Origin of the sequence: Citrobacter sp. Cpo012, from assembly GCF_030333015.1 — a bacterium.
Lineage (GTDB): Bacteria > Pseudomonadota > Gammaproteobacteria > Enterobacterales > Enterobacteriaceae > Citrobacter > Citrobacter portucalensis.
Genome location: NZ_JAOWGR010000037.1, coordinates 573,869 through 595,593, shown reverse-complemented (window position 1 = coordinate 595,593; position 21,725 = coordinate 573,869). Strand labels below are relative to the sequence as shown.

Here is a 21,725-nt window from a genome sequence, read left to right as displayed (position 1 = left end):
TATACAAGACGTTGGGGAAGGTAGCATGATGAAAACGACCGAAGAGTATCACCCGATAGATTGCGATCTTCATGATTATCTGGAAATCGCCTGCATGTACCACTATTGGTTGCGCATTGAACTAACGGATGGCACATGTTTTGATGCTAAAGCGCTGACGACGTGTACCACCGTGGAAAAAGAAGAATTTCTGGTCGTGGGGCAATCTGAAAACCAGCAAAAAATCCGTCTGGATTATCTGTCAGCGATCACCGCGCTGACGCCAGGAGCGACGTTTAGCACAGTAAATTTTCAGCGAGTCTACCGCGGTTAGACGGTATAAATTCGAATGTCGTGCGCCTGGAACTCTGTGGCGTACTCTTTGCTGATGTTGTCCTCTACAACAATCACATCGATATTGCTGCTTTCGGTAACGACATATCGGGCGACGGCTGGGATTTTTTCAGCCGTTAGCGCGACGATAGTTTCATTACATTGTTTAATCACCGCTTTTTTGAATTCACAATCCGCATAATCAAATCCCGTTAAGCCGGATTCAGGCGACATCGCGCAGCCGCCAATAAATCCCTGATCGAATAAAATGTCCTGCACTTGTGCGATGGCGGAAGCTCCCACGCACCCACCTGAAGATCTCTGCACCACGCCACCCAGCATAATGACTTCAAACAGCGGTTTTTTTAGCAAAACGGCGGCAATCTCCGGTGAATTTGTCACCACGGTTAACGCCAGTTCGGCGGGCAGAGCTTCTGCCATCGCCAGATTGGTGCTACCCGTGTCGATAAAAATACAGCTTCCAGATTTGACCAGTCGGGCACATCTCTGCGCGATGTTGCTCTTTTTGGCTACATTAATACTCTTGCGCACGTCGATGTCTTCGGATTCAGGGAGTGTAATGACCGCGCCACCATAGACTTTTTTACACACGCCATCTTTGCTCAATTCATGCAAATCACGACGAATTGTGTGTTCAGAAACACCTAATCGGTTAGCAAGTTCAGAACAAATGACTCTGCCGTTTTCTTGCAGGATCTGAAAGATAAGCGCCTGGCGCTGTTCCGGGAATGCGGCGTAATCGAGCATAGATACTCCAGGTGAAATAAACATCGAGCAATAGAGTGCATGATCGTGCATTATGATTAACGATGTCAACATCCCTTACAGGGGCCGTACTATTCTGGATACAACGGGAAGAGGTTCGCTATGAAGATTGCGCATATGGCGTTATGGACACAGGATCTCGAGCAGCAAGCTCGCTTCTGGGTCTCGTTTTTTGACGGCAAGATCAACGAGAAATACCGCAGTAAAACCAATCCTGGGTTTGAATCTTATTTTGTCAAAATTGGCGAGGAAATTGCGATTGAGTTAATGACCAAACCGGGTCTTATCGGGCAGCAACCTGACAATAATCGTTGCGGATGGGTACACCTCGCCATTTCTGTTGGCGGCAATGAAAATGTTGATGCCATTGCAATGCAAGCGCAGGAACAGGGGATATTAGTCTCAGGTCCGCGCACTACTGGCGATGGTTATTACGAAGCGGTGATAAAAGATCCTGACGGCAATTTAATCGAGATTGTGGCGTAAGTCTTCAATCAATTACCTGCAAATAAAGAGTACCTGCTGCTCATTATTGATGAGCACAGCTCATAAGTTTGTCCTTCTTTTCCTCTCTAATCACCGACACGTCGAGTCTCTATAATTTTACTGTTTTCAGCCCCCGGTGGTGCAATGTTGCCACCGTTTTGGAGAGTCGAATATGCAATACCAACTGGATGCCAGACAACAGGCAATCATCCCCATTGCGGCATTCACTGCCACAGGACAGATGGAAAAGTTGGACGTCGCGCTCAACGCCGGACTGGATGCGGGACTCACGCTCAATGAAGTAAAAGAGATCCTGCTACAGCTCTACGCATACTGCGGTTTCCCTCGCAGCCTGAACGGTCTGTCCTGCTTTATGTCGGTGGTGAAAAGTCGAAGCGAGAAAGGGCTTTCAGACGACGAAGGTAGAACGGCCACGCCGCCACCTGCAGACTGGAACAGTGTTCAGGCTGGGAGCCTAACTCAGACGCAACTGGTTGGACAGCCTGTAAGCGGTCCGCTGTTTGACTTTGCACCCGCTATTGATGTCTGGCTTAAAGCACATCTGTTTGGCGATATTTTTCAGCGAGATGTACTTGACTGGCAGGACCGTGAATGGGTGACCGTTTCGGCGCTGGCCGTTCTGGGCGGCGTTAACAGCCAGTTGAAAAGCCATTTTGCGATATGCCTTAACATCGGGATCCTCCCTGAGCAACTCAGTGAGTTTATTACGATACTCGAACAGCACTGTGGGGCCGGGATTGGGGAAAATGCCCGTACGGTTCTTGATGAATGTCTGGTATGAACACCGCGGACATTATCCATACTGGAGTCACTATGAACGAACAATTTGATGGTAACAGCGTCTTTCCACGTGGAGAGAAAAATGAAGCGTATGCGAAGTATTTCACTGGCGACAGCTATCTGACCATGCTCTCCATGGAAGGCGTGGTAATTGGCAATGTCGCATTTGAACCGGGTTGTCGTAACTTCTGGCATGTTCATCATGAGGGTGGACAAATATTGCTGGTGACCGGTGGCAGAGGCTGGTATCAGGAGTGGAATAAACCGGCACGTGAGCTGAAAACCGGCGATGTCGTGCACATTCCGGCGGGAATGAAACACTGGCACGGCGCCGCGCGTGATAGTTGGTTTGCCCATATCGCCGTGGAAATCCCGGCCCCTGGCGCGTCGAACGAATGGCTGGAACCGGTTAGCGACGCTGAGTACAACCTGCTGCCCTGAACTATGCTGGTTCTGGTAACACCTAATCCCTGAGGAGATCTCAATGGTCATGAATGTGAAGGGTTATGCTGCTCTGGCGGTGAAAGAAGATTTAGTCCCCCATAATTTTGTTCGTCGCGATCCGCGTGAAGATGATGTGGTTATCGATATTTTATACAGCGGTGTATGCCACTCGGATATTCACAACGCCTACAACGATTGGGGCGGTGCTAAATATCCGATGGTACCAGGGCATGAGATCATTGGCCGCGTGGTGCATGTTGGTAAGTCGGTAACAAAATTCAAAGTGGGCGATCTCGCAGGGGTCGGCTGCATGGTTGATTCGTGTCAACACTGTAGCGCCTGCGAGCAGGGGCTAGAGCAGTATTGCGAAGAAGGTAACACGCTAACGTATAACGATATCGACCGTCATGACGGTCTGCCTACTTTCGGCGGCTATTCTGACAAAATTGTCGTTACCGAAAAGTTTGTGGTGAAGGTCCCTGAAGGGATCGATTTACGCGGTGCGGCGCCGCTGCTTTGCGCCGGGATCACAACATGGTCGCCTCTGCGCCACTGGCAGGTAGGCGAGGGCAGTAAAGTCGCGGTTGTCGGTCTGGGTGGACTCGGGCATATGGCAATCAAACTTGCAAATGCGCTGGGCGCGGAAGTTACGCTGTTTACGCGTTCACCGGGCAAAGAAGCTGATGCCAGACGTTTGGGTGCCAGTCACGTTGTGCTTTCCACTGACAGTGAACAGATGAAAGCGACAGCGAATCAGTTTGATCTGATTATCGATACTGTGCCCTACGTTCATGACCTGAACCCTTATATCCCAACCCTGGAGCTAAGCGGTACGCTGGTGCTGGTTGGTTATCTTGGTGCGTTGGATCCGTTTTTGAATACGGTTCCCCTGATCCTTGGGCGTAGGTCTGTGGCGGGTTCAGTTATCGGCGGCATTGCCGAAACGCAGGAGATGATGGATTTTTGCGGTCAGCATGGTATTACCGCCGATGTCGAAGTGATCGATATTCAGGATATTAATCGTGCCTGGCAGCGGATGTTGAAAAGCGATGTGAAATACCGCTTCGTAATTGATATTGCCTCATTGAAATAAGTACAAAAAAGACGCGGATTTCCGCGTCTTTTCTTTTGTTAGTGTGTCGATGGCGATGCTTCAGGATTATCCATATACAGCGTCTGGCTGGGGAACGCAAAGTCGGCGCCGTTTGCCTGGACTATCGTGATAATCTTTAAATAAACGTCTTGCTGTACCGCGAGCCATTCCTTCCAGACGGTGGTTTTCGTGAAGCAATACACCATGATATTCAACGATGAATCGGCAAATTCATTAAAATAGACCAACAGAGTTTGTTTCTGGTCTATTCCAGGATGGTTTTGCAGCATTTCTCTGACCGACTCGACAACGGCACCGACTTTATCGGCATCCTCATATCGTAACCCGATCACCGTTTTAATTCGCCGGTTGGTCATGCGCCCTGGGTTTTCTACGCTGATGGAGGAGAAAATCGAGTTTGGCACATACAACGGACGATGGTCGAAGGTGTTTATTTTAGTCATTCGCCAGCCAATTTCTGCTACCGTGCCTTCAATATTGCGGTCCGGGGAGCGGATCCAATCGCCTATGCTAAACGGTCTGTCGAAATAGAGCATAATGCCTGAGAAAAAGTTGCTCAGAATATCTTTCCCCGCCATACCCACTGCGATACCGCCAATACCGCCAAAGGTTAACAGACCGGATAAGCTCATACCGAAGTGTTCGCCATACAGTAAAATGATGGCAACCACGATGGTAATCTTGATGATACGCGACAGGATCCTCGCGCTGGTGATATCTCTGCCTTTATTAATCTGCGTCTTTTCAAACTGATTAATCACCAGAAAAAGTTTGATGGTCAGGATCAACGCAATCAACGAGGTGCAGATAAAGTCGACCACGCTGGGGGAGATAAATTTCAGGCTGTAACTTTCGATAACGTTATTAGCAATGCTGCCAAACGTCCCAATGATAATGGCATAGACAAAAAATTGTGCGGCATGAAATATGAATCCTTTGCAGCGACGCTCTCCACGATGATACCAGACGCTCATCAGGACCAGCGCGGCACAGCAGCTAAGAATTACCGTCAAATTAAACGCATTATTCATAAACAGTTCAGCGATCATGATTCTTCCTGGCAACTCCGTGTTAGCTAAATATCATCTGACATCCTAATCCCCAGATATTTTACTCAGTTAAGGCGGTCAGATCATTAATCAAAAGGAGAGATAAATAATGCAATCAGCGCTATTTTCAGCGAAATAACGCTGACGTCAACCCTGTATGCGGTTTATGTAGCAGACAGTCAGTTGATGTCATGGTATTGTTAGCGCAAAGTAACAAGGTTTTTCATTTGCAAAAGGACAGTACTATGATCATGGCTAAGCTGAAAACAGCGAAGGGACGGAAGTTTCTGTTGTGCCTGCTTGGAGTGTTTATTATCGCAGCGTCGGTCGTGACGCGAGCGACGATAGGTGGCGTTATTGAACAGTATGACATTCCGCTATCCGACTGGACCGCTTCAATGTACGCCATTCAATCTGCAATGATTTGTGTCTACAGCATGGTGTTTACGATTCTGTTGGCTATCCCGCTTGGTATCTATTTCCTCGGCGGTGAGGAGCAACACTAGGCGTTTAAAATGCCGGATGATATCGCCATCCGGCATTTCATTGTGTGGTTAATCGTCTTCTTCGTCGTCCAGTTCAACTGGCGTCTGATATTCATCCGGCTTGATGACCAGCAGGTCACAGCGTAGATGATCGATAACCTGTTCCGCGGTGTTACCAAGAAACGCAGCAGAAATACCGGTACGTCCGACGGTCCCCAATACCACAATACCCGCCTGCAAGTGCTCGGCTAAATCAGGAATGACCTCTTCAGGTAAGCCTTTTTCAACGTGCGTCACTTTCTCATCAATACTGAATTTTTGGCGTAGCGCCTTCATGGCCAGCAGATGCTGTCCACGGATTGCGTCGTTATAAACGCTGGGATCAAATTCAGGCAGTTCAATCGCGATGTTGATTGGTGTGACAGGGTAGGCGCCAACCAGATGCACTTCGGTATGGTTAACCTGTTCTGCAAGCTGTAGCGTCTCTTTAACCAGTTTTTCATTGAGCGCGTTGTGATAAGCCTCTTCACTGGCGAGGTTTACGGCAACCAGTGCTTTACCCCCTTCAGGCCATGGCTGGTCTTTCACCATCCATACCGGACTTGGACATTTACGCAATAAATGCCAGTCGGTTGGCGTAAATATTACGGCTTCGAGGCGGTCGTGTTGGTGCGCCATCTTGAGGACCAGGTCATGCCTGGCGCTGATGACTTCCTGGATGATGGCTTCAAAGGGTCGGTTATGCCAGACCACTTTAATCTCCAGAGGGATCCCTGCTTCGATGTAGTATTTCGCTTGTTCACGTATCCATGCAGTTCGCTGGCTGATGACCCCCTGACGCATTGCCGTACGCTCATCAGGCGACAGCAGGGTAGTCATTTCATAGGAAAAGTCATAGATCGGCAAAAAGGCTTTAATTTTGCCACCAATCCGTTGATGCAAATAAACAGCTCGCCGTAATGCTGGTTGATCGTCCTGGTTAGGGTCGATGACGACCAGCATATTTTTATACATAGCCATACAGGGTCTCCTTACAACTGTCATCGCAGTTTGTAACTAAAAGAGTAACCCAATAATGTGGTTTGAAACAGGGAATAACCTCCTGCCAGATCAATAAATCGGGAAAATTTAGCGATTTGACAGAAGGATAACAGAGAGGCTTGCGGAAAGATTACGCAACGTTACGCGTGTGGCCGGCAAGAACTGCCAGCGCGTCGCTGTTCTCAATAGTGATATATTTGCCTTTCACCGCCAGCATGCCGCTTTTCTGGAAACGACCCAACAGGCGGCTGATGGTTTCAACCGTCAGACCGAGGTAGTTACCAATGTCGCCACGGGTCATGGTCAGGCGGAATTCACGAGGCGAGAACCCACGCTGGGCGAAGCGACGAGACAGATTGTAGATAAAGGCCGCCAGGCGCTCTTCAGCGTTTTTCTTCGACAGCAACAGGATCATATCCTGGTCGCCTTTGATTTCGCCACTCATCAGACGCATCATCTGCTGACGCAGGTTCGGCATCTTACCGGACAGGTCATCAAGGGTTTCGAAAGGAATTTCGCATACCATTGAGGTTTCCAACGCCTGAGCAAAGCTCGGGTGATGGCCGCTGCCAATGGCGTCAAAACCTACCAGGTCACCCGCCAGATGGAAACCGGTAATTTGCTCATCGCCTTGTTCGGTAATGGTATAGCTTTTTATCGTTCCGGAGCGGATAGCGTAGAGTGATTTAAGCTCATCACCTGCTTTAAAGAGCGTCTGCCCTTTTTGGATAGGCTTTTTGCGCTCGATGATGTTATCGAGCTGGTCAAGCTCATGCTCGTTAAGTGTGAACGGGATGCAAAGCTGGCTGATGCTGCAATCCTGGCAATGGATAGCACAACCGCCAGACTGAATGCGCCGTATAATTCGCTTTTCCGGGATCATAGGTCTGCTCAAGCCGTAATTGATATTTGTCAATTTTAACATCTTTTTGGTGAGCACGTAAGCCTGAGCTACTCCCAATAGAGAATAATTCAGGCATAACTGGAGCGAATGTTTGTATCTGCTTGATTAACCACACTTAATTTGGGGTCGCATTATGCGGAAGTGTGATGAATAAGGCATTAATTGCCTGGAATCTAGAGTAGCAAATAACCTTCGTGGCGCAATAACCACTCTTTTCGTTGTACACCGCCGGCATATCCGGTCATGGTGCCGTTACGTCCAATGACACGATGACAGGGAACCACAATGCTTACTGGATTGGAGCCATTAGCAGCGCCGACGGCTCTTGCAGCGCCGGGGCGCCCCAACTGTTCGGCCAACTGACCATAATGCATGACCTGCCCGCAGGGGATAGTGCGTAATGCTTGCCAGACTTCACGCTGGAAAGGCGTCCCAGCGGTTGCCGTTTCCAGCGTGTCAATGATGCTGAGGTTTCCGGCAAAATACTCAGAGAGTTTGTCGCTTAATCCACCAGGATTTTTGGCGGTAATGCGCTGATAACCTTCTGTACGGTAATGAATATCAAGCAATTGTTCCATGCGATCGCTGTGCTGATCCCATTCCACTGCGCGCAGGCGAAATTGCTCATCACAAATAACCCACAGCGGGCCCAGCGGCGTGTCGATGGTGTCTTCCAGTAAGTTAAGCATCCGTTTCTCTCATTACAGCATTCAGGCGAGCCTACACATTATCACGCCAGTGACCGTCGCAGCTATACCCCTAAAAACGGATATCAACTTGTCGTGAGTAGATCGGTTCAGCGCGGAGGATCCGGTTAATTATTGGAAATAACCGTAAACCGTTACCGGTATAGTTGTCGGTATAATAGTGCGCGGTTATGATAATGCCCGTCGCAATACGCTGGAGGATGAAACATGAACCTTGATGATGCATCGCTGTTTCTTGACGCAATGGGGGATGTTCAACCGCTGAAAAACCATGCCGATGTGCACTGGCAGCCCATGCGCAATCTTCGCACTCCGGCGCGTATCGATACGCTACAACTGGATAATTTTCTCTCGACGGGATTTCTCGATATTGTCCCGTTGAATGTGCCGCTCGAGTTTCGTCGCGAAGGTTTACAGAACGGCGTGACCGACAAGCTGCGAAACGGAAAATACCCGCAGCAGGCGAGCCTTAATCTTATTCGCCAACCTGTTGAAACATGTCGCCAGATGCTCTTTAGCTTTATTCTGCAGGCGCAGCAGGAAAGGTTGCGTAACGTGCTGGTGATACACGGCAAGGGACGTGACGATAACTCCCATGCCAATATTGTTCGCAGCTACGTGGCGCGCTGGTTGACGGAATTTGACGACGTGCAAGCATACTGCGCCGCACTGCCGCATCACGGCGGCAGCGGGGCATGTTATGTGGCATTGCGTAAAACCGCACAGGCAAAACAGGACAACTGGGAGCGTCACGCTAAACGCAGTCGCTGAACGACGTAAACATCAGGCGGCCAGCACTCTGTTCCTGCCTTCGTTCTTGGCTTTGTACAACGCGTCGTCAACGCGTTTGAATAACTCATCGATGCTTTCATTTGTTTCGTGCCGAGCTACGCCAATGCTGACGGTAAAGCGGGGAAGGCCAGGGAGAGTAACTTTGGCCACTGTCGCCCGTATCACTTCTGCGAGATTGAGGGCAATATCTAACGAGGTTCGCGGCAGCAGCAGCACAAATTCTTCACCTCCCCAGCGAAAAATCAGATCGTCCTTTCTTGCACAGGATTCAAGTGTGCGGGCCAGAGCGCAAAGTACCTCATCACCTTTTAAATGACCAAAAAGATCGTTAATGCTTTTAAAGCGATCGGTGTCGATCAACAGCAGGCTGTAATCCTGTGTTAGTGACATCGCGTGGGTCTGTTCCGGCTCGGTTACCTGATAAAAATGTCGGCGGTTAAGCAATCCCGTTAAGGCGTCACGTAGGGCCGCACGCTCAAGCTCCTGTTCCAGCCGCTTTTGCTCGGTAATGTCATGAATAATGCACAGCATGAGCTTATTGCCGTAGATTTCGATTGGCCCGGCGTAGGTTTGTACGTGCCGGGATGTGCCGTCTGCCAGTTTATGCACAAAATGCAAAGGCTTATGGCCACCGGGAAGATGGGCGATTTCATGCATCACCGGGAGTATATGACGGCCCAGCGTATTGATTTCCCATGTATGTTTCTGGCACATCGTATCATGGCTATAGCCATAAAAATTTAGCGCACTGAGATTTGCATCAACGATAAGCCCATCACGGGACGGATCGATAAGCAACATTGGGGCCGAGTTAGTCTGGAAAAAACGCGCGTAAAATCCCTGTTTTTTTCGCTGATAATTCGCTGAACGGCTCGCTTTCAGACCTTGCGAAGTCGGTGTTTCAATGCCTTCGAAAAGAATAACGTCACCTGATTCCGGCAGAGAGCGGATGGACAGGCGGCTGGCCATCGCGACGTCTTCACCTTCGCGGCAAACTGTAAGGATTTCTACAATGTCGTGATGATTTCTCAAATCGCTGAGATACATGGTTAAATCATTCTGGGCATGAGTTGAAAATATGCCCTTGCGGAGTAGAGAAAAGCAGGGGGCCTGCATCAGTTCCCGTGCAACGGTATTAGCGAACACCAGTTCTTCGGTATGCGGCGAAACAATCCACACCGGCAGGGTTAATAAATCCAGTGAATGCAGCTCGGTTGTGCTCATCGATAATCCCGTTATCTTTATCTGCTGTGTTGCCCGTTTAATGGCATCTGTTTTTTATATTACAGTCTCATAATGTTATTGATTGTTGAGGAGACAAAGACTGTACGATTCGCTGCTGCTTAATGTTGCTTTCCGTTGGAATCAATTCATGGATCTGATGCGCAGGCAACGGTTTTGCAAACAAGAAACCTTGCAGCACACCACATCCCATCTGGGTCAGGAGTATTTCCTGCTCCTGGGTCTCTATTCCTTCAGCCACCACTTGCATATTCATGGAGTGGGCTATGTCAATAATAGTAGACACAATCTTTGTATTTTTGCTGTTCTCGCTAATATCTTTAACAAATACTCTGTCAATTTTTAATTCCCGTGCCGGAAGAGACTTCAACATCAATATATTTGAATAACCGGTACCGAAATCATCAATAGAAACGGTGATCCCTAAAGCTGAAAATGCATTTAAGACTTCAGCGCTACGTTTTAAATTTTTAAGTGCTGTACTTTCAGTCAATTCCAGCGTGAGATATGCAGGTGATAGTTGATATTGTGCAAGGGCGCTGCAAACCACATCAACGATGTCATGTTGTTCAAACTGGGAAGGGGAAAGATTAACGGCGAGGGTCCATTCCGCATGGCCTTGTAACTTCCATTGATGTAACTGCTGGCATGCCTGCTGGATAACCCATTTCCCGACCGGAATGATAAGGCCTGTCTCTTCCAGCGCAGGCAGAAACTCTGCGGGTAACAGCATGCCGCGTTCCGGGTGATGCCAGCGTAATAACGCTTCAAAACCGGTCAGGGAATGATCCCCGGCGGTGTATTTGGGTTGGTACCAAAGCTCAAATTGATCGTGTTCCAGTGCTTGTGACAGTTCCTGTAGAAATGTCGGCGGTGTATCGGCGATAGCTTCCATTTCCGGGCTATAAATAGCCCAACCGTTTCTGCCAGCCTGTTTGACATGATACATCGCCATATCAGCCTTTACTTTTAACTCATGCAACGTGGAACCATGTTCAGGATAAATACTGCTTCCCGCACTTAACGAAACCCGAATGGTGTACCCAAACAGCGTGAAAGGATCACCAATCGCAGCCGCAATCCGGGTCAGCAGAGCGGTGATATCCTCTTTATTACAGTCAGGAACCAGAAGAATAAACTCATCTCCCCCCAGCCTCGCCAGCGTCATGGTGTCATCAAGGCAGCTGTAGATTCGCTGCGTACTGGCGATCAGCAACTGATCGCCGATGTGATGTCCCCAGGTATCGTTAACGACTTTGAAGCGATCGAGATCGATGAATACCAGAGCAAATTGATGCTGATGCAGTTTGGAATGCTGCAGACAGGCCTGTAAGCAGGCATCTATCTGTGTGCGATTGGCAAGTCCAGTAAGTGCGTCGAAGTGGACCTGATGCTCAAGCTGGCAGTTAAGTTGATGTAAGTTGTCTGCCAGTCGGGAGGTACGCAGTTGCGAATCCACCATCGACACCACCAGCATGATACCCAAAATAACCAGCGTGACGGCGCAGACCCAGACAGAGAGTTCCAGTGTGCTGAGTCCATTGTGTACCGTGTGTCCAAAATGGGTGAATGTTGCCGCTCCCATCCCGGTGTAATGCATAGAGGCAATCGCCAGCGCCATAATAAGGGCGGCGACAAGCCGATTGATCAGGGCTCGACGGGTATTTTGGCGTAAATGAAACGCCAGCCACAAACCTACACCAGATGCAACGATGGCAATCATCACTGAGAGCAGTATCAGCGAATGACTCCATAGGATGGCAACATGCTCAATGATGGCATACATGCCAACGTAGTGCATGGTGACGACACCGGCGCTTAATATTCCTGTGGCTACGACTAATCGTTTTGTTGAAAGCGTATTACCGGAAATGGCGATATTAATGGCGAGAGTTGCAGAAATGAGCGCAATAAAGAAAGAAAATGCCGTGAGCGAAAAATGGTAATTGATCGGCATACTCATTTTCATGGCCAGCATACCGATAAAATGCATTGACCATATCCCCATCCCTAGCGTAGCCCCGCCAGACAGGCGCCAGAAGGTTGATTCACGTCGATTGGAGATTGCCACCTTGCCCGCACTATCGAGAGCAATAAAAGAGGCAATAAACGCGACAACAAAGGAAATCCCAATCAATACAGGGTCCCACGACACGTTCAACATCATACTACCTATCGAAAAAAAGCCGTGGTAATAAATCTAGCAGGTTTTGTCCAGTTAACATGATAAAACCGGGAATGTTCTTATGTTTTTACACTGGTATTAGAGGGAACAGGAAGATAGTGAAAATAACGAGCCATTACTTATATAAACATTCACCAAATTTATAGTTCTGTGTGTTTTATGCTCTCCATGTGCTTGTCATCACAATAACCTGATGACTGGCGCCATCACAGCCATTTGATGGAATAAAACACTGAGCTAACAGGAATAAAGGGTGTAATTTCTTGCCTTAAGTAAAAGGATTGCAGGTTCTCATTGAAAGTTCAGCTTTCGTCGCAGAGCAATGGCATTCTGCATTGCAGGTGCTATAAAAAATAATATCTACATAATTTCTTAGTGCACAGGACTAAAATGTTAAATGATATTAGCGTCAGAACCTTTATTATTTTATTTCTGCTCATTTCGGCAGTTGCTCTCAATATTGTTGAGATGATTTTCTCGGCCGCGCCGGAAATTATAATTGGTACAAATGTGGTAAGCGTTATTTCTATATTATGCTTATGGTGGTATATGACGAAATACCTGGTCATGCCGATCAATACGGTAAAAAGGAGCATTGAGGAAGTGACGTCTGGGAATCTGGCGATCAGTATTCCAGAGTTTGGTAATAATTGTGCAGGTAGACTAATACCGGGCATCAATAGTTTATCGAGTAATATTTCAACACTCGTTAATGAGATCCGAACATCCTCACAAACGGCGATGGCGCTCTCTGAACAGCTTGCGGAACGCAGCGCCGAGCTTTCAGTGAAAACGGAACAACAATCCGGAGCATTGATGCAGACGGCTGCTAATATGGATGAAATAGCCGTTAATACGCGAAATAATGCTGACAACACGCAAATCGCCAGCGTCCAGGCAACAGTTGCCACGCAATGCGCCATTCAGGGTGGCGAATTAATGGTGCAGGTTGCGACAAATATGCGTTCAATCACCGAATGTGCACAGCAGATGACGGAAATAATTACGCTAATTGATGGTATCGCATTCCAGACAAATATTCTGGCATTGAATGCTGCCGTGGAAGCGGCGAGGGCCGGTGAACATGGCAAAGGTTTTTCCGTGGTGGCCGGTGAGGTCAGAATGCTTGCACACCGTAGTGCGGATGCTGCTAAGAATATTAAGCAGCTGATTGCGCAAACCCATCAAAATGTTCAGCAAGGTGCAGCTATTGTGCGTGAAGCAGAAAAAAATATGCATGATATTGTCGGTGGTGCCGGTCAATTAAACCAACTGATGGGCGAGATATTAACCACTACACAGGAGCAGGAGAAAGGAATTATCAGTATTACTCATGCACTGGCCGAACTGGAGAATGTAACCCAAAGTAATGCCATTATGGTTGATGAGCTTTCTGATTCCTCGGGTATCCTGAAAAACCAGGTGATTGATCTCCAGTCGCGGACACATAAATTTCGCTTAAGTAACACTCTTGAGTCAGCGAGATGGCAGCGGGCTTAACCGGGTATCTCGAAGCAAGCGTCGTATTCGTCAGAGCTTTTCCTGTTATCAGAGACTTTTATGAATCATTTCAGCACAATGGGACAATGAGATATTGCTTAACATATTCTGACAGCTAGACTAACGAAAAAGGCTGAATGTTTGTGGAGGCGCTGTGGAAGCCATTAAGGGAACGGATGTTAATGTGCCGGATGCCGTGTTTGCCTGGCTGCTGGATGGTCGAGGTGGAGTAAAACCGCTGAGCGATAATGATGTAATTGATAGTCAGCATCCCTGCTGGCTACACCTTAATTACACACATCCTGAAAGTGCCCAATGGTTGGCGACAACACCTCTTCTTCCCAACAATGTGCGTGATGCGCTGGCAGGCGAAAGTACACGCCCACGCGTCAGTAGAGTTGGGGAAGGTACCTTGATCACGTTGCGCTGCATTAACGGCAGCACCGACGAGCGTCCTGACCAACTTGTGGCGATGCGTTTATATATGGATGAACGTCTGATTGTCTCAACCCGTCAGCGCAAAGTGCTGGCGCTGGATGATGTGGTCAGCGATCTCCAGGAAGGGACGGGACCGGCTGATTGTGGCAGTTGGCTGGTGGATGTTTGTGATGCGCTAACCGACCATGCCAGCGAATTTATCGAACAGCTGCACGACAAGATTATCGATCTGGAAGATAACCTGCTCGATCAGCAGATCCCACCGCGTGGTTTTTTGGCTTTACTGCGTAAGCAGCTAATTGTGATGCGACGTTATATGGCTCCTCAGAGAGATGTTTATGCGCGTCTGGCGAGTGAACGTTTACCCTGGATGACCGACGACCATCGGAGACGGATGCAGGATATCGCTGACAGGCTGGGGAGAGGGCTGGATGAAATAGACGCCTGTATTGCCCGGACCGGTATTATGGCGGATGAAATTGCGCAGGTGATGCAGGAGTCTCTGGCTCGCCGAACGTATACAATGTCATTGATGGCAATGGTTTTTCTTCCCAGCACATTTTTAACCGGGCTTTTCGGCGTTAACCTCGGCGGTATCCCCGGCGGTGGTTGGCAGTTTGGTTTCTCACTTTTTTGTATTCTGTTAGTGGTCCTGATTGGTGGTGTTACTTTATGGTTGCATCGTAGTAAATGGTTGTAACAACAACGTTTTTTAGTGGCTTTTGCGCATGAAAACGTCCTGATTTTTGAGCGAAGTCAATAAACCATCTACCTATTCGGGGCAATATCTCTCTCGCAGGTGAATGCAACGTCAAGCGATGGGCGTTGCGCTCCATATTGTCTTACTTCCTTTTTTGAATTACTGCATAGCACAATTGATTCGTACGACGCCGACTTAGATTAGTCGGCTTTTTTTTGCCTGCAGGAAATCAGCGTCTACCCTAAAAGAGTCAACCTGAATGACTGGAGGGGTATATGACCTGTCTGATTGCAACGTCGAACACTGATTCGCTACCGACCGATCCGGTTCCCATTCCCGATCCCATACCTCGTCCGCAGCCCATGCCGGATCCGCCGCCAGATGAAGAACCGATTAAATTGTCGCATCACGGGCACATATCTGCGAGGATACGCGCCTGCTGAATGTGAGTTTTTACCGTGAGATTAAATTGTGACCGCTTTTTCAACCCTGAATGTTTTACCTGCTGCTCAACTCGAGAATCTTAACGAGCTGGGCTATCTTGAAATGACGCCTGTTCAGGCTGCTGCGTTACCGGCAATCCTGGCGGGTAAAGATGTTCGCGTGCAGGCTAAAACCGGCAGTGGCAAAACGGCTGCTTTTGGTCTTGGGCTATTACAGCATATTGATGCCGCGCTGTTTCAGACGCAGTCTCTGGTACTGTGCCCAACGCGCGAGCTTGCCGACCAGGTGGCGGGTGAACTGCGTCGTTTAGCGCGCTTCCTGCCAAACACCAAGATCTTAACGCTGTGCGGTGGGCAACCCTTTGGCGCACAGCGTGACTCCCTGCAACATGCACCACATATTATTGTTGCCACACCGGGTCGTTTACTTGACCACCTGCAAAAAGGCACCGTTTCTCTGGATGCCCTGAATACGCTGGTTATGGATGAAGCCGACCGCATGCTGGATATGGGCTTTAGCGATGCGATTGATGATGTCATTCGCTTTGCGCCTGCGTCACGTCAGACTTTGCTGTTTTCCGCAACCTGGCCGGAAGCCATTGCTGCTATCAGTGGCCGGGTACAGCAAAATCCATTAACGATTGAAATTGATACGGTCGATGCGTTACCGGCGATTGAACAGCAGTTTTTCGAAACCTCCAGCCACGGAAAAATTCCGCTGCTGCAAAAGCTACTCAGCCAGCATCAACCCGCATCGTGCGTGGTTTTTTGTAACACCAAAAAAGATTGTCAGGCCGTTTGCGATGCACTGAATGCGGCAGGGCAAAGCGCACTGTCATTACATGGCGACCTGGAACAGCGCGATCGCGATCAGACGCTGGTTCGTTTTGCCAACGGTAGCGCGCGCGTCCTGGTCGCAACCGATGTGGCCGCACGTGGCCTGGATATCAAATCACTTGAGCTGGTAGTTAACTTCGAACTGGCGTGGGATCCGGAAGTCCACGTCCATCGTATCGGACGTACCGCGCGTGCCGGCAACAGCGGTCTGGCGATTAGCTTCTGTGCGCCGGAAGAAGCGCAGCGTGCCAACATTCTTTCTGAAATGCTGCAACTGAAGCTGAACTGGCTAACTGCGCCAGCTAACGGCTCAATCCTGCCGCTGGAAGCAGAGATGGCGACATTATGCATTGATGGCGGTAAAAAAGCGAAAATGCGCCCTGGTGATGTTCTGGGGGCTCTGACCGGTGATATTGGTCTGGATGGCGCTGATATCGGCAAAATTGCCGTTCATCCGGCACACGTCTATGTCGCCGTTCGCCAGAACATAGCGCACAAGGCGTGGAAACAATTACAAAACGGTAAGATTAAAGGCAAGACTTGCCGGGTCCGGTTATTGAAATAACTACCCGTTGGGGCGCCTGATGGCGCTCCGCTTATCAGGCCTACAGGCGCTTATGCACGTTGTAGGCCTGACAGACGCTTACTTCACTTCCACCACGTTCAGGCGTAATTCATCCAGTTGAGCATCATCTTCTTCTGGCTGCCAGCCCGCAGGCTGCAGCGGGATCTCTTCACGATCGAACGCTAAATCCCCGCCGTCCACAACCTCTGAACCGTGCTTAATGCCTTTAAAATCGAACAGATTGATATCGCTCAGATGTGAAGGTACAACGTTTTGCATCGCACTGAACATGGTTTCAATGCGGCCTGGATAGCGTTTGTCCCAGTCACGCAACATATCAGCAATGACCTGACGCTGTAGGTTAGGCTGTGAGCCGCACAGATTGCACGGAATAATCGGGAAACCTTTCGCTTCGGAGAAACGCTCGATATCTTTCTCACGGCAGTAAGCCAGCGGGCGGATCACGATGTGCTTACCGTCATCACTCATCAGCTTCGGCGGCATGCCTTTCATTTTCCCACCGTAGAACATGTTTAAAAACAGCGTTTGCAGGATGTCGTCGCGATGGTGGCCGAGCGCAATCTTGGTGGCTCCTAATTCGGTTGCCGTACGGTACAGAATGCCGCGACGCAGGCGAGAGCAGAGCGAGCAGGTCGTTTTGCCTTCTGGGATTTTGTCTTTGACGATCCCGTAGGTGTTTTCTTCGACAATCTTGTACTCAACGCCCAGCTGTTCCAGATACTCTGGCAGAATGTGCTCCGGGAAACCGGGTTGTTTTTGATCGAGGTTAACCGCAACTAAGGAAAAACTGATCGGGGCGCTTTGCTGCAAATTACGCAGGATCTCCAGCATGGTATAGCTGTCTTTCCCGCCGGAAAGGCACACCATAATGCGATCGCCGTCTTCGATCATATTGAAATCGGCAATGGCTTCGCCCACGTTACGACGCAGACGTTTTTGCAGTTTGTTCAGGTTGTATTGTTCTTTCTTTGTAACTTGTTGATTATCTTGCATTCTTACCGTTCTCAAAAACCAAAAGGGGCATATAATGGGCAAACTTCAATCACAGGGCTAGTTGGCTATTCAACATTGCAACCCGATCGTCATTCATTTCTTCAATCCATGTACTGTAGACGTCGTACACTATTTGCGCGTTTTCATGCCCCATCTGATTAGCTATAAATGATGGGTTCGCTCCAGCCGATTACAGCCAGCAGGCAAAAGCATGCCGCGTATGGTACGGATTACGGCGACGAATACCAGCACGTTTTACAGCTGAGTTCTATCTGGCACCTATGCTACTCATAGAGTAGTAAGATTTTTGCTCTTCGTGACCAGACCAGAATAAACAGCGAACAGCATGATTGGATAAAGGTACATAGCCCCGGACAGGAAGCAATTAATCAGTTGAAAGCAGATATTGAAGCGCTGAAGAAAATTGTGGAGCAACTTACCGACAGATAATTCAGTTCTGAACTATCAACGAGCAATGTCAGGGAGCGAAAAACGCAGGGTGTGGCAAACTGCCGCAACCATGCCGTATGCAAGAGCATGGCTGCGGCCGACCGGCAAACGTCCGATAGTGCGAGTATTGAATGATTGCCAGTCACAGCGGATGGTACTTAAGCAATATGACGATTCAAGGTGCTTAATCTGAAACCAGCCACATATCAGCCTCTTCAAACATTTCTTGAACCGTTCGGCTTATCTGTTCTTTTTCATGCTTGCTGGCGTCAGTGTTGATCGCCGGAAGTGTCATCATCGGTTTAACCCGAACTTCAGCATCGGGGAAGATCCGATGAACCCTCTTGGTCAATTCGCCGAGAATAATATCTTTTGCGCCGGGCAGACCATCAAAATTCCTTTTGTCATAAACGAGTTCCACGAACATTGCTCATCGCTCTTTTGCTGTATATATATACAGTATATATACTCTGTTTTTACCTGGGTTTCAAGAGAGGACGTAATGTTGTCGCGATGTAGCGATACATCAACGCAGGAAAGCGGGAACCTTACCATCGATATTATCTGTGCATCGATCTGTCATTTAGGATAGTCATGTAGGAAAGATGCGTAGAAACATAGGGTCCATTATGTAATATATCTTTTTGCGGGCCGATTTATTCTTTTTGAATATCCTCATTTAAAAAATAGTAATGATACTCTCATTGCTTAACGGGTTGTTTAAATGGCTCCTTGCCAGGATTCTTCCTTATTGGCTAAATATTCCCCTATCTCTCGCCTGTTGGCAGGAGATATAGCCAAAATGTTTTTTATTCCCATTCTTATCGAATGCCACATAAAAAGGCATTGTCTCTGCATCTTTTCTTAAGGTGTAGTTGATGCAAGTCCCATTGATTTCCAGAATATTTTTCTCACTATCTGGTTTTCCACCTGCGGCAAAAACTGTAGATTTTGTCGCATTAGGGGCGTAGGTTGCTTGCACAAGTGGATCATTATCAAATTTCATAAAACTGAAACTACAGGCGCTTAATAAAGGAACAAGTAAGTTTGCCTTTTGCGGCAACGTGCTGAATGTTCTGGCGGGAAAAATGTCCGCACATTTAAGACAGGAATCGTGGGGGATAAGGCGTAGAAACAAAAAGCCCGCAACGATGTGCGGGCCAGAAAGTTTAGCGGACTACCAGTACCGAACACTCCGCGTGACGCACTACAGCCGCGGCGTTAGAGCCCAGCAGGTAGGTGGTGATGTCAGGTCGGTGTGAGGCAATAATGACCATATCAGCCGGTAATTTTTTAGCGATCTCCAGAATCTTGTCTTTCGGCGCACCTTCTGCGACATGAACGTGCACTCTGTCCGTTGGGATATTGAACTTCTTGATAATCTCTTCCAGTTGAGATTTCGCTTCGGCTTTCAGATCGTCCATGGCCGGTAACTCTGCCGAGTAGGCCAGTCCCAGGGAAGCGTAATAGGGCAATGACGGAATGACGGTCAAAAAATGAACCTGCGCATCGTCAATCTTTGCTTCTGCTTCAACATGGGCAATAACGCGTTGAGTTAATTCTGAGTCTGAAATATCGATGGGTACAAGAATCGTTCTGTTCATAAAACCTCCTGTTTAAGTATCCACCTAAAGCTTACCGCGTAATGGCACTTTATGTACAATGACAACGATCACATTTTGGCATCACTTTATTTTGATTTCAGGAAATTTGCCTTTTATTACCCCATCGTAAAATCGGCCTTTAGAGACCACGATCAGGAAATCACGAAAAATACGGGCAGGGACCTGTTGATATTGCAGGGTAGCCAACTGGTGAAAGCGAATTTCTAGCGTGCAAGAGGATTCGTCATAGCCGACGGATGCAATACGGGATGATTTTACAGGATGATGATTCATTGCAGGTATCCTCTACTACAGACCTTAATGCAAGATATCATCTATCAGAGATGTGTTTTAACGCAACAGATATAATGTTTTGATCTGGATAAAACAGAGTTATTAGAGCGTAAAGAGAGCCCGCCGTTGCCAGCGGGCTGACGAACTTAGAACTGGTAAACCATACCCAGTGCTACAGTGTCATCGGTAGAGATGTCATTGTGATCTTTATTGTAGAAACTATCATCTTCATCCAGCAGGTTGATTTTGTAATCAACGTAGGTGGAGAAGTTTTTGTTGAAGTAATAAGTGGCACCTACGGAGGCATATTTAACCAGATCCTTGTCGCCGTCTGATCCGTTTACACCCAGATCTTTACCTTTAGACATCAGGAAAGAAACTTCCGGACGCAGACCGAAGTCGAACTGGTACTGTGCAGTGACTTCAAAGTTCTGGGTTTTGTTGGCAATAGTATTGTCGTGACCATCTGAGCCGCCATACGGGGTCATATTGCGGGTTTCAGAGTACATGGTTGCCAGGTAGATATTGTTGGCGTCGTATTTCAGACCAGCAGTCCATGCGTCAGCCTTATCACCACCTGCGGTAGAATGGTTTACCTGCTCATTAGTACGGTCAGAAGAGGTGTATGCCGCACCGAAGCTTACGCCCATACCCAGATCGTAGGTAGAGGAGATACCGAAGCCGTCACCGTTAGAGTTCTTCATGTTACGATCGTCGCCACCGTTATTGGTGCCTTCTTGCTCTGGTGACTGATTTTCGTTCGCACCCTGGTACTGCAGTGCAACGTTCAGACCGTCAACCAGACCAAAGAAGTCGGTGTTACGGTAGGTTGCAACACCGTTTGCACGACCGGTCATGAAGTTGTCAGCTTTGGTGTAAGAGTCGCCACCGAATTCTGGCAGCATATCGGTCCAACCTTCTACGTCGTACATAACGCCGTAGTTACGACCGTAGTCGAATGAACCGTAGTCGCCGACTTTAATACCTGCGAATGCCAGACGAGTCCAGGAGTCGCCTTTATCACCTTCGGTGCCGTTGGCCTGAACCTGATATTCCCACTGGCCATAACCGGTGATCATATCATTAACCTGTGTTTCGCCTTTGAAACCCATACGCATATAAGTCTGATCGCCATCGCTGTTAGCGTCGTCAGAGAAATAATGCAGGCCGTCTACTTTGCCATAGAGATCTAATTTGTTGCCGTCTTTATTATAAACTTCAGCAGCGTGAGCAGCGCCTGCAGCCAGCAGGGCAGGAATTACGAGAGCCAGTACTTTTCTGTTCATTGAAATAATCCTTTAGTTTTTTTATTAACCTGTGACTACCCATGTAGGGAGTAAAAGCATGCTAAAGGAGAAGTTCCGTAAAGAGATAAATATGAATTGTTACGTCTTAAGTAAAACCTTAAACAAATAATTCTACGGAAATAGTGATAGTTTACATGAATGAGTTAATGAAAATATATATAAAATAAAAATTATACAATTGAATTTTGTTGGGCTATTCTGCGCGTGTTATATGCCTTTATTGTC

The 21,725-nt window shown here is 48.1% G+C and carries 24 protein-coding genes and 1 pseudogene; 11 read left to right on the top strand and 14 right to left on the bottom strand.

Going from position 1 to position 21,725, the window contains the following annotated elements; translation table 11 throughout:
* Positions 1-28: 28 nt before the first annotated feature.
* Positions 29-313, top strand: coding sequence for a Rho-binding antiterminator (locus OGX90_RS12720; RefSeq protein WP_032943584.1), 285 nt, complete (start codon positions 29-31; stop codon positions 311-313).
* On the opposite strand, the gene OGX90_RS12715 is transcribed toward OGX90_RS12720, so the two are convergent.
* The gene (locus OGX90_RS12715) at positions 310-1,080 is read right to left on the bottom strand and encodes a DeoR/GlpR family DNA-binding transcription regulator (protein WP_234691982.1); all 771 of its coding nucleotides are present in this window, start codon (positions 1,078-1,080) and stop codon (positions 310-312) included. The genes OGX90_RS12720 and OGX90_RS12715 overlap by 4 nt on opposite strands.
* 120 nt (positions 1,081-1,200) lie before the next feature.
* Between OGX90_RS12715 and OGX90_RS12710 the strand changes: the two genes are divergently transcribed.
* The 4 genes from OGX90_RS12710 (at position 1,201) to OGX90_RS12695 (ending at position 3,922) form a co-directional block, all read left to right on the top strand.
* Entirely contained in the window at positions 1,201-1,584 is a 384-nt protein-coding gene (locus OGX90_RS12710; RefSeq protein WP_008784902.1) for a VOC family protein, read from the top strand.
* Between the two features lie 172 nt (positions 1,585-1,756).
* The gene (locus OGX90_RS12705; RefSeq protein WP_020996377.1) at positions 1,757-2,386 is read left to right on the top strand and encodes a carboxymuconolactone decarboxylase family protein; all 630 of its coding nucleotides are present in this window, start codon (positions 1,757-1,759) and stop codon (positions 2,384-2,386) included.
* 32 nt (positions 2,387-2,418) lie between these two features.
* A complete protein-coding gene (locus tag OGX90_RS12700) occupies positions 2,419-2,826 on the top strand; it encodes a cupin domain-containing protein (protein WP_020996378.1) in 408 nt (135 codons plus the stop codon).
* Positions 2,827-2,869: 43 nt separating this feature from the next.
* On the top strand, positions 2,870-3,922 hold the full coding sequence (locus tag OGX90_RS12695) for an NAD(P)-dependent alcohol dehydrogenase (protein ID WP_286573571.1): 1,053 nt from the start codon (positions 2,870-2,872) through the stop codon (positions 3,920-3,922).
* Between the two features lie 38 nt (positions 3,923-3,960).
* On the opposite strand, the gene OGX90_RS12690 is transcribed toward OGX90_RS12695, so the two are convergent.
* On the bottom strand, positions 3,961-4,992 hold the full coding sequence (locus OGX90_RS12690) for a mechanosensitive ion channel family protein (protein ID WP_003843943.1): 1,032 nt from the start codon (positions 4,990-4,992) through the stop codon (positions 3,961-3,963).
* 245 nt (positions 4,993-5,237) lie between these two features.
* Here OGX90_RS12690 and OGX90_RS12685 point away from each other — a divergent pair, with 245 nt between their 5' ends.
* On the top strand, positions 5,238-5,498 hold the full coding sequence (locus OGX90_RS12685; RefSeq protein ID WP_003020403.1) for a DUF2534 family protein: 261 nt from the start codon (positions 5,238-5,240) through the stop codon (positions 5,496-5,498).
* Positions 5,499-5,546: 48 nt separating this feature from the next.
* Here OGX90_RS12685 and uspE read toward each other — a convergent pair whose 3' ends face one another.
* The 3 genes from uspE to ogt all read right to left on the bottom strand — a co-directional run bounded on the left by uspE (position 5,547) and on the right by ogt (position 8,111).
* Complete coding sequence (uspE, locus tag OGX90_RS12680) at positions 5,547-6,497, bottom strand: universal stress protein UspE (RefSeq protein WP_003833229.1); 951 nt, start codon at positions 6,495-6,497, stop codon at positions 5,547-5,549.
* 151 nt (positions 6,498-6,648) lie between these two features.
* Positions 6,649-7,401: a fumarate/nitrate reduction transcriptional regulator Fnr gene (fnr, locus tag OGX90_RS12675; protein WP_003020397.1), complete on the bottom strand. Its 753-nt coding sequence runs from the start codon at positions 7,399-7,401 to the stop codon at positions 6,649-6,651.
* Positions 7,402-7,595: 194 nt separating this feature from the next.
* Complete coding sequence (gene ogt / locus OGX90_RS12670) at positions 7,596-8,111, bottom strand: methylated-DNA--[protein]-cysteine S-methyltransferase (RefSeq protein ID WP_008784895.1); 516 nt, start codon at positions 8,109-8,111, stop codon at positions 7,596-7,598.
* 225 nt (positions 8,112-8,336) lie between these two features.
* Between ogt and smrA the strand changes: the two genes are divergently transcribed.
* The gene (gene smrA / locus OGX90_RS12665) at positions 8,337-8,900 is read left to right on the top strand and encodes a DNA endonuclease SmrA (RefSeq protein ID WP_234691981.1); all 564 of its coding nucleotides are present in this window, start codon (positions 8,337-8,339) and stop codon (positions 8,898-8,900) included.
* A 12-nt stretch (positions 8,901-8,912) separates the two neighbouring features.
* Here the strand turns inward: smrA and OGX90_RS12660 are convergent, their stop codons facing one another.
* Positions 8,913-10,145: a GGDEF domain-containing protein gene (locus OGX90_RS12660; protein ID WP_008784893.1), complete on the bottom strand. Its 1,233-nt coding sequence runs from the start codon at positions 10,143-10,145 to the stop codon at positions 8,913-8,915.
* A 67-nt stretch (positions 10,146-10,212) separates the two neighbouring features.
* Positions 10,213-12,327 carry a putative bifunctional diguanylate cyclase/phosphodiesterase gene (locus tag OGX90_RS12655; protein WP_111465508.1) on the bottom strand — a complete coding sequence of 705 codons (2,115 nt, stop codon included), beginning with the start codon at positions 12,325-12,327 and terminating at the stop codon, positions 10,213-10,215.
* A 411-nt stretch (positions 12,328-12,738) separates the two neighbouring features.
* Here OGX90_RS12655 and OGX90_RS12650 point away from each other — a divergent pair, with 411 nt between their 5' ends.
* The 4 genes from OGX90_RS12650 (at position 12,739) to dbpA (ending at position 16,831) form a co-directional block, all read left to right on the top strand.
* Positions 12,739-13,848, top strand: a complete 1,110-nt coding sequence (locus OGX90_RS12650) for a methyl-accepting chemotaxis protein (protein ID WP_234691980.1) — start codon at positions 12,739-12,741, stop codon at positions 13,846-13,848.
* A gap of 154 nt (positions 13,849-14,002) precedes the next feature.
* A complete protein-coding gene (zntB, locus tag OGX90_RS12645) occupies positions 14,003-14,986 on the top strand; it encodes a zinc transporter ZntB (protein WP_003833215.1) in 984 nt (327 codons plus the stop codon).
* Between the two features lie 275 nt (positions 14,987-15,261).
* The gene (ynaL, locus tag OGX90_RS12640; protein ID WP_108912468.1) at positions 15,262-15,429 is read left to right on the top strand and encodes a proline-rich small protein YnaL; all 168 of its coding nucleotides are present in this window, start codon (positions 15,262-15,264) and stop codon (positions 15,427-15,429) included.
* Between the two features lie 28 nt (positions 15,430-15,457).
* Positions 15,458-16,831, top strand: coding sequence for an ATP-dependent RNA helicase DbpA (dbpA, locus tag OGX90_RS12635; RefSeq protein WP_008784890.1), 1,374 nt, complete (start codon positions 15,458-15,460; stop codon positions 16,829-16,831).
* 78 nt (positions 16,832-16,909) lie between these two features.
* Here dbpA and ttcA read toward each other — a convergent pair whose 3' ends face one another.
* The 7 genes and pseudogenes from ttcA to ompC form a co-directional block, all read right to left on the bottom strand.
* Positions 16,910-17,845, bottom strand: coding sequence for a tRNA 2-thiocytidine(32) synthetase TtcA (gene ttcA / locus OGX90_RS12630; RefSeq protein WP_032943567.1), 936 nt, complete (start codon positions 17,843-17,845; stop codon positions 16,910-16,912).
* 49 nt (positions 17,846-17,894) lie between these two features.
* Positions 17,895-18,158: pseudogene (locus OGX90_RS12625) on the bottom strand (tyrosine-type recombinase/integrase); the annotation flags it as partial.
* Between the two features lie 321 nt (positions 18,159-18,479).
* The gene (locus OGX90_RS12620) at positions 18,480-18,722 is read right to left on the bottom strand and encodes a DinI family protein (RefSeq protein ID WP_032943565.1); all 243 of its coding nucleotides are present in this window, start codon (positions 18,720-18,722) and stop codon (positions 18,480-18,482) included.
* A gap of 321 nt (positions 18,723-19,043) precedes the next feature.
* The gene (locus OGX90_RS12615) at positions 19,044-19,301 is read right to left on the bottom strand and encodes a hypothetical protein (protein WP_139762107.1); all 258 of its coding nucleotides are present in this window, start codon (positions 19,299-19,301) and stop codon (positions 19,044-19,046) included.
* Positions 19,302-19,464: 163 nt separating this feature from the next.
* A complete protein-coding gene (gene uspF, locus OGX90_RS12610) occupies positions 19,465-19,899 on the bottom strand; it encodes a universal stress protein UspF (protein ID WP_003833207.1) in 435 nt (144 codons plus the stop codon).
* An 81-nt stretch (positions 19,900-19,980) separates the two neighbouring features.
* The gene (locus OGX90_RS12605; protein WP_003833205.1) at positions 19,981-20,193 is read right to left on the bottom strand and encodes a KTSC domain-containing protein; all 213 of its coding nucleotides are present in this window, start codon (positions 20,191-20,193) and stop codon (positions 19,981-19,983) included.
* Positions 20,194-20,339: 146 nt separating this feature from the next.
* On the bottom strand, positions 20,340-21,479 hold the full coding sequence (gene ompC / locus OGX90_RS12600) for a porin OmpC (RefSeq protein ID WP_128611628.1): 1,140 nt from the start codon (positions 21,477-21,479) through the stop codon (positions 20,340-20,342).
* Between the last annotated feature and the right edge of the window lie 246 nt (positions 21,480-21,725).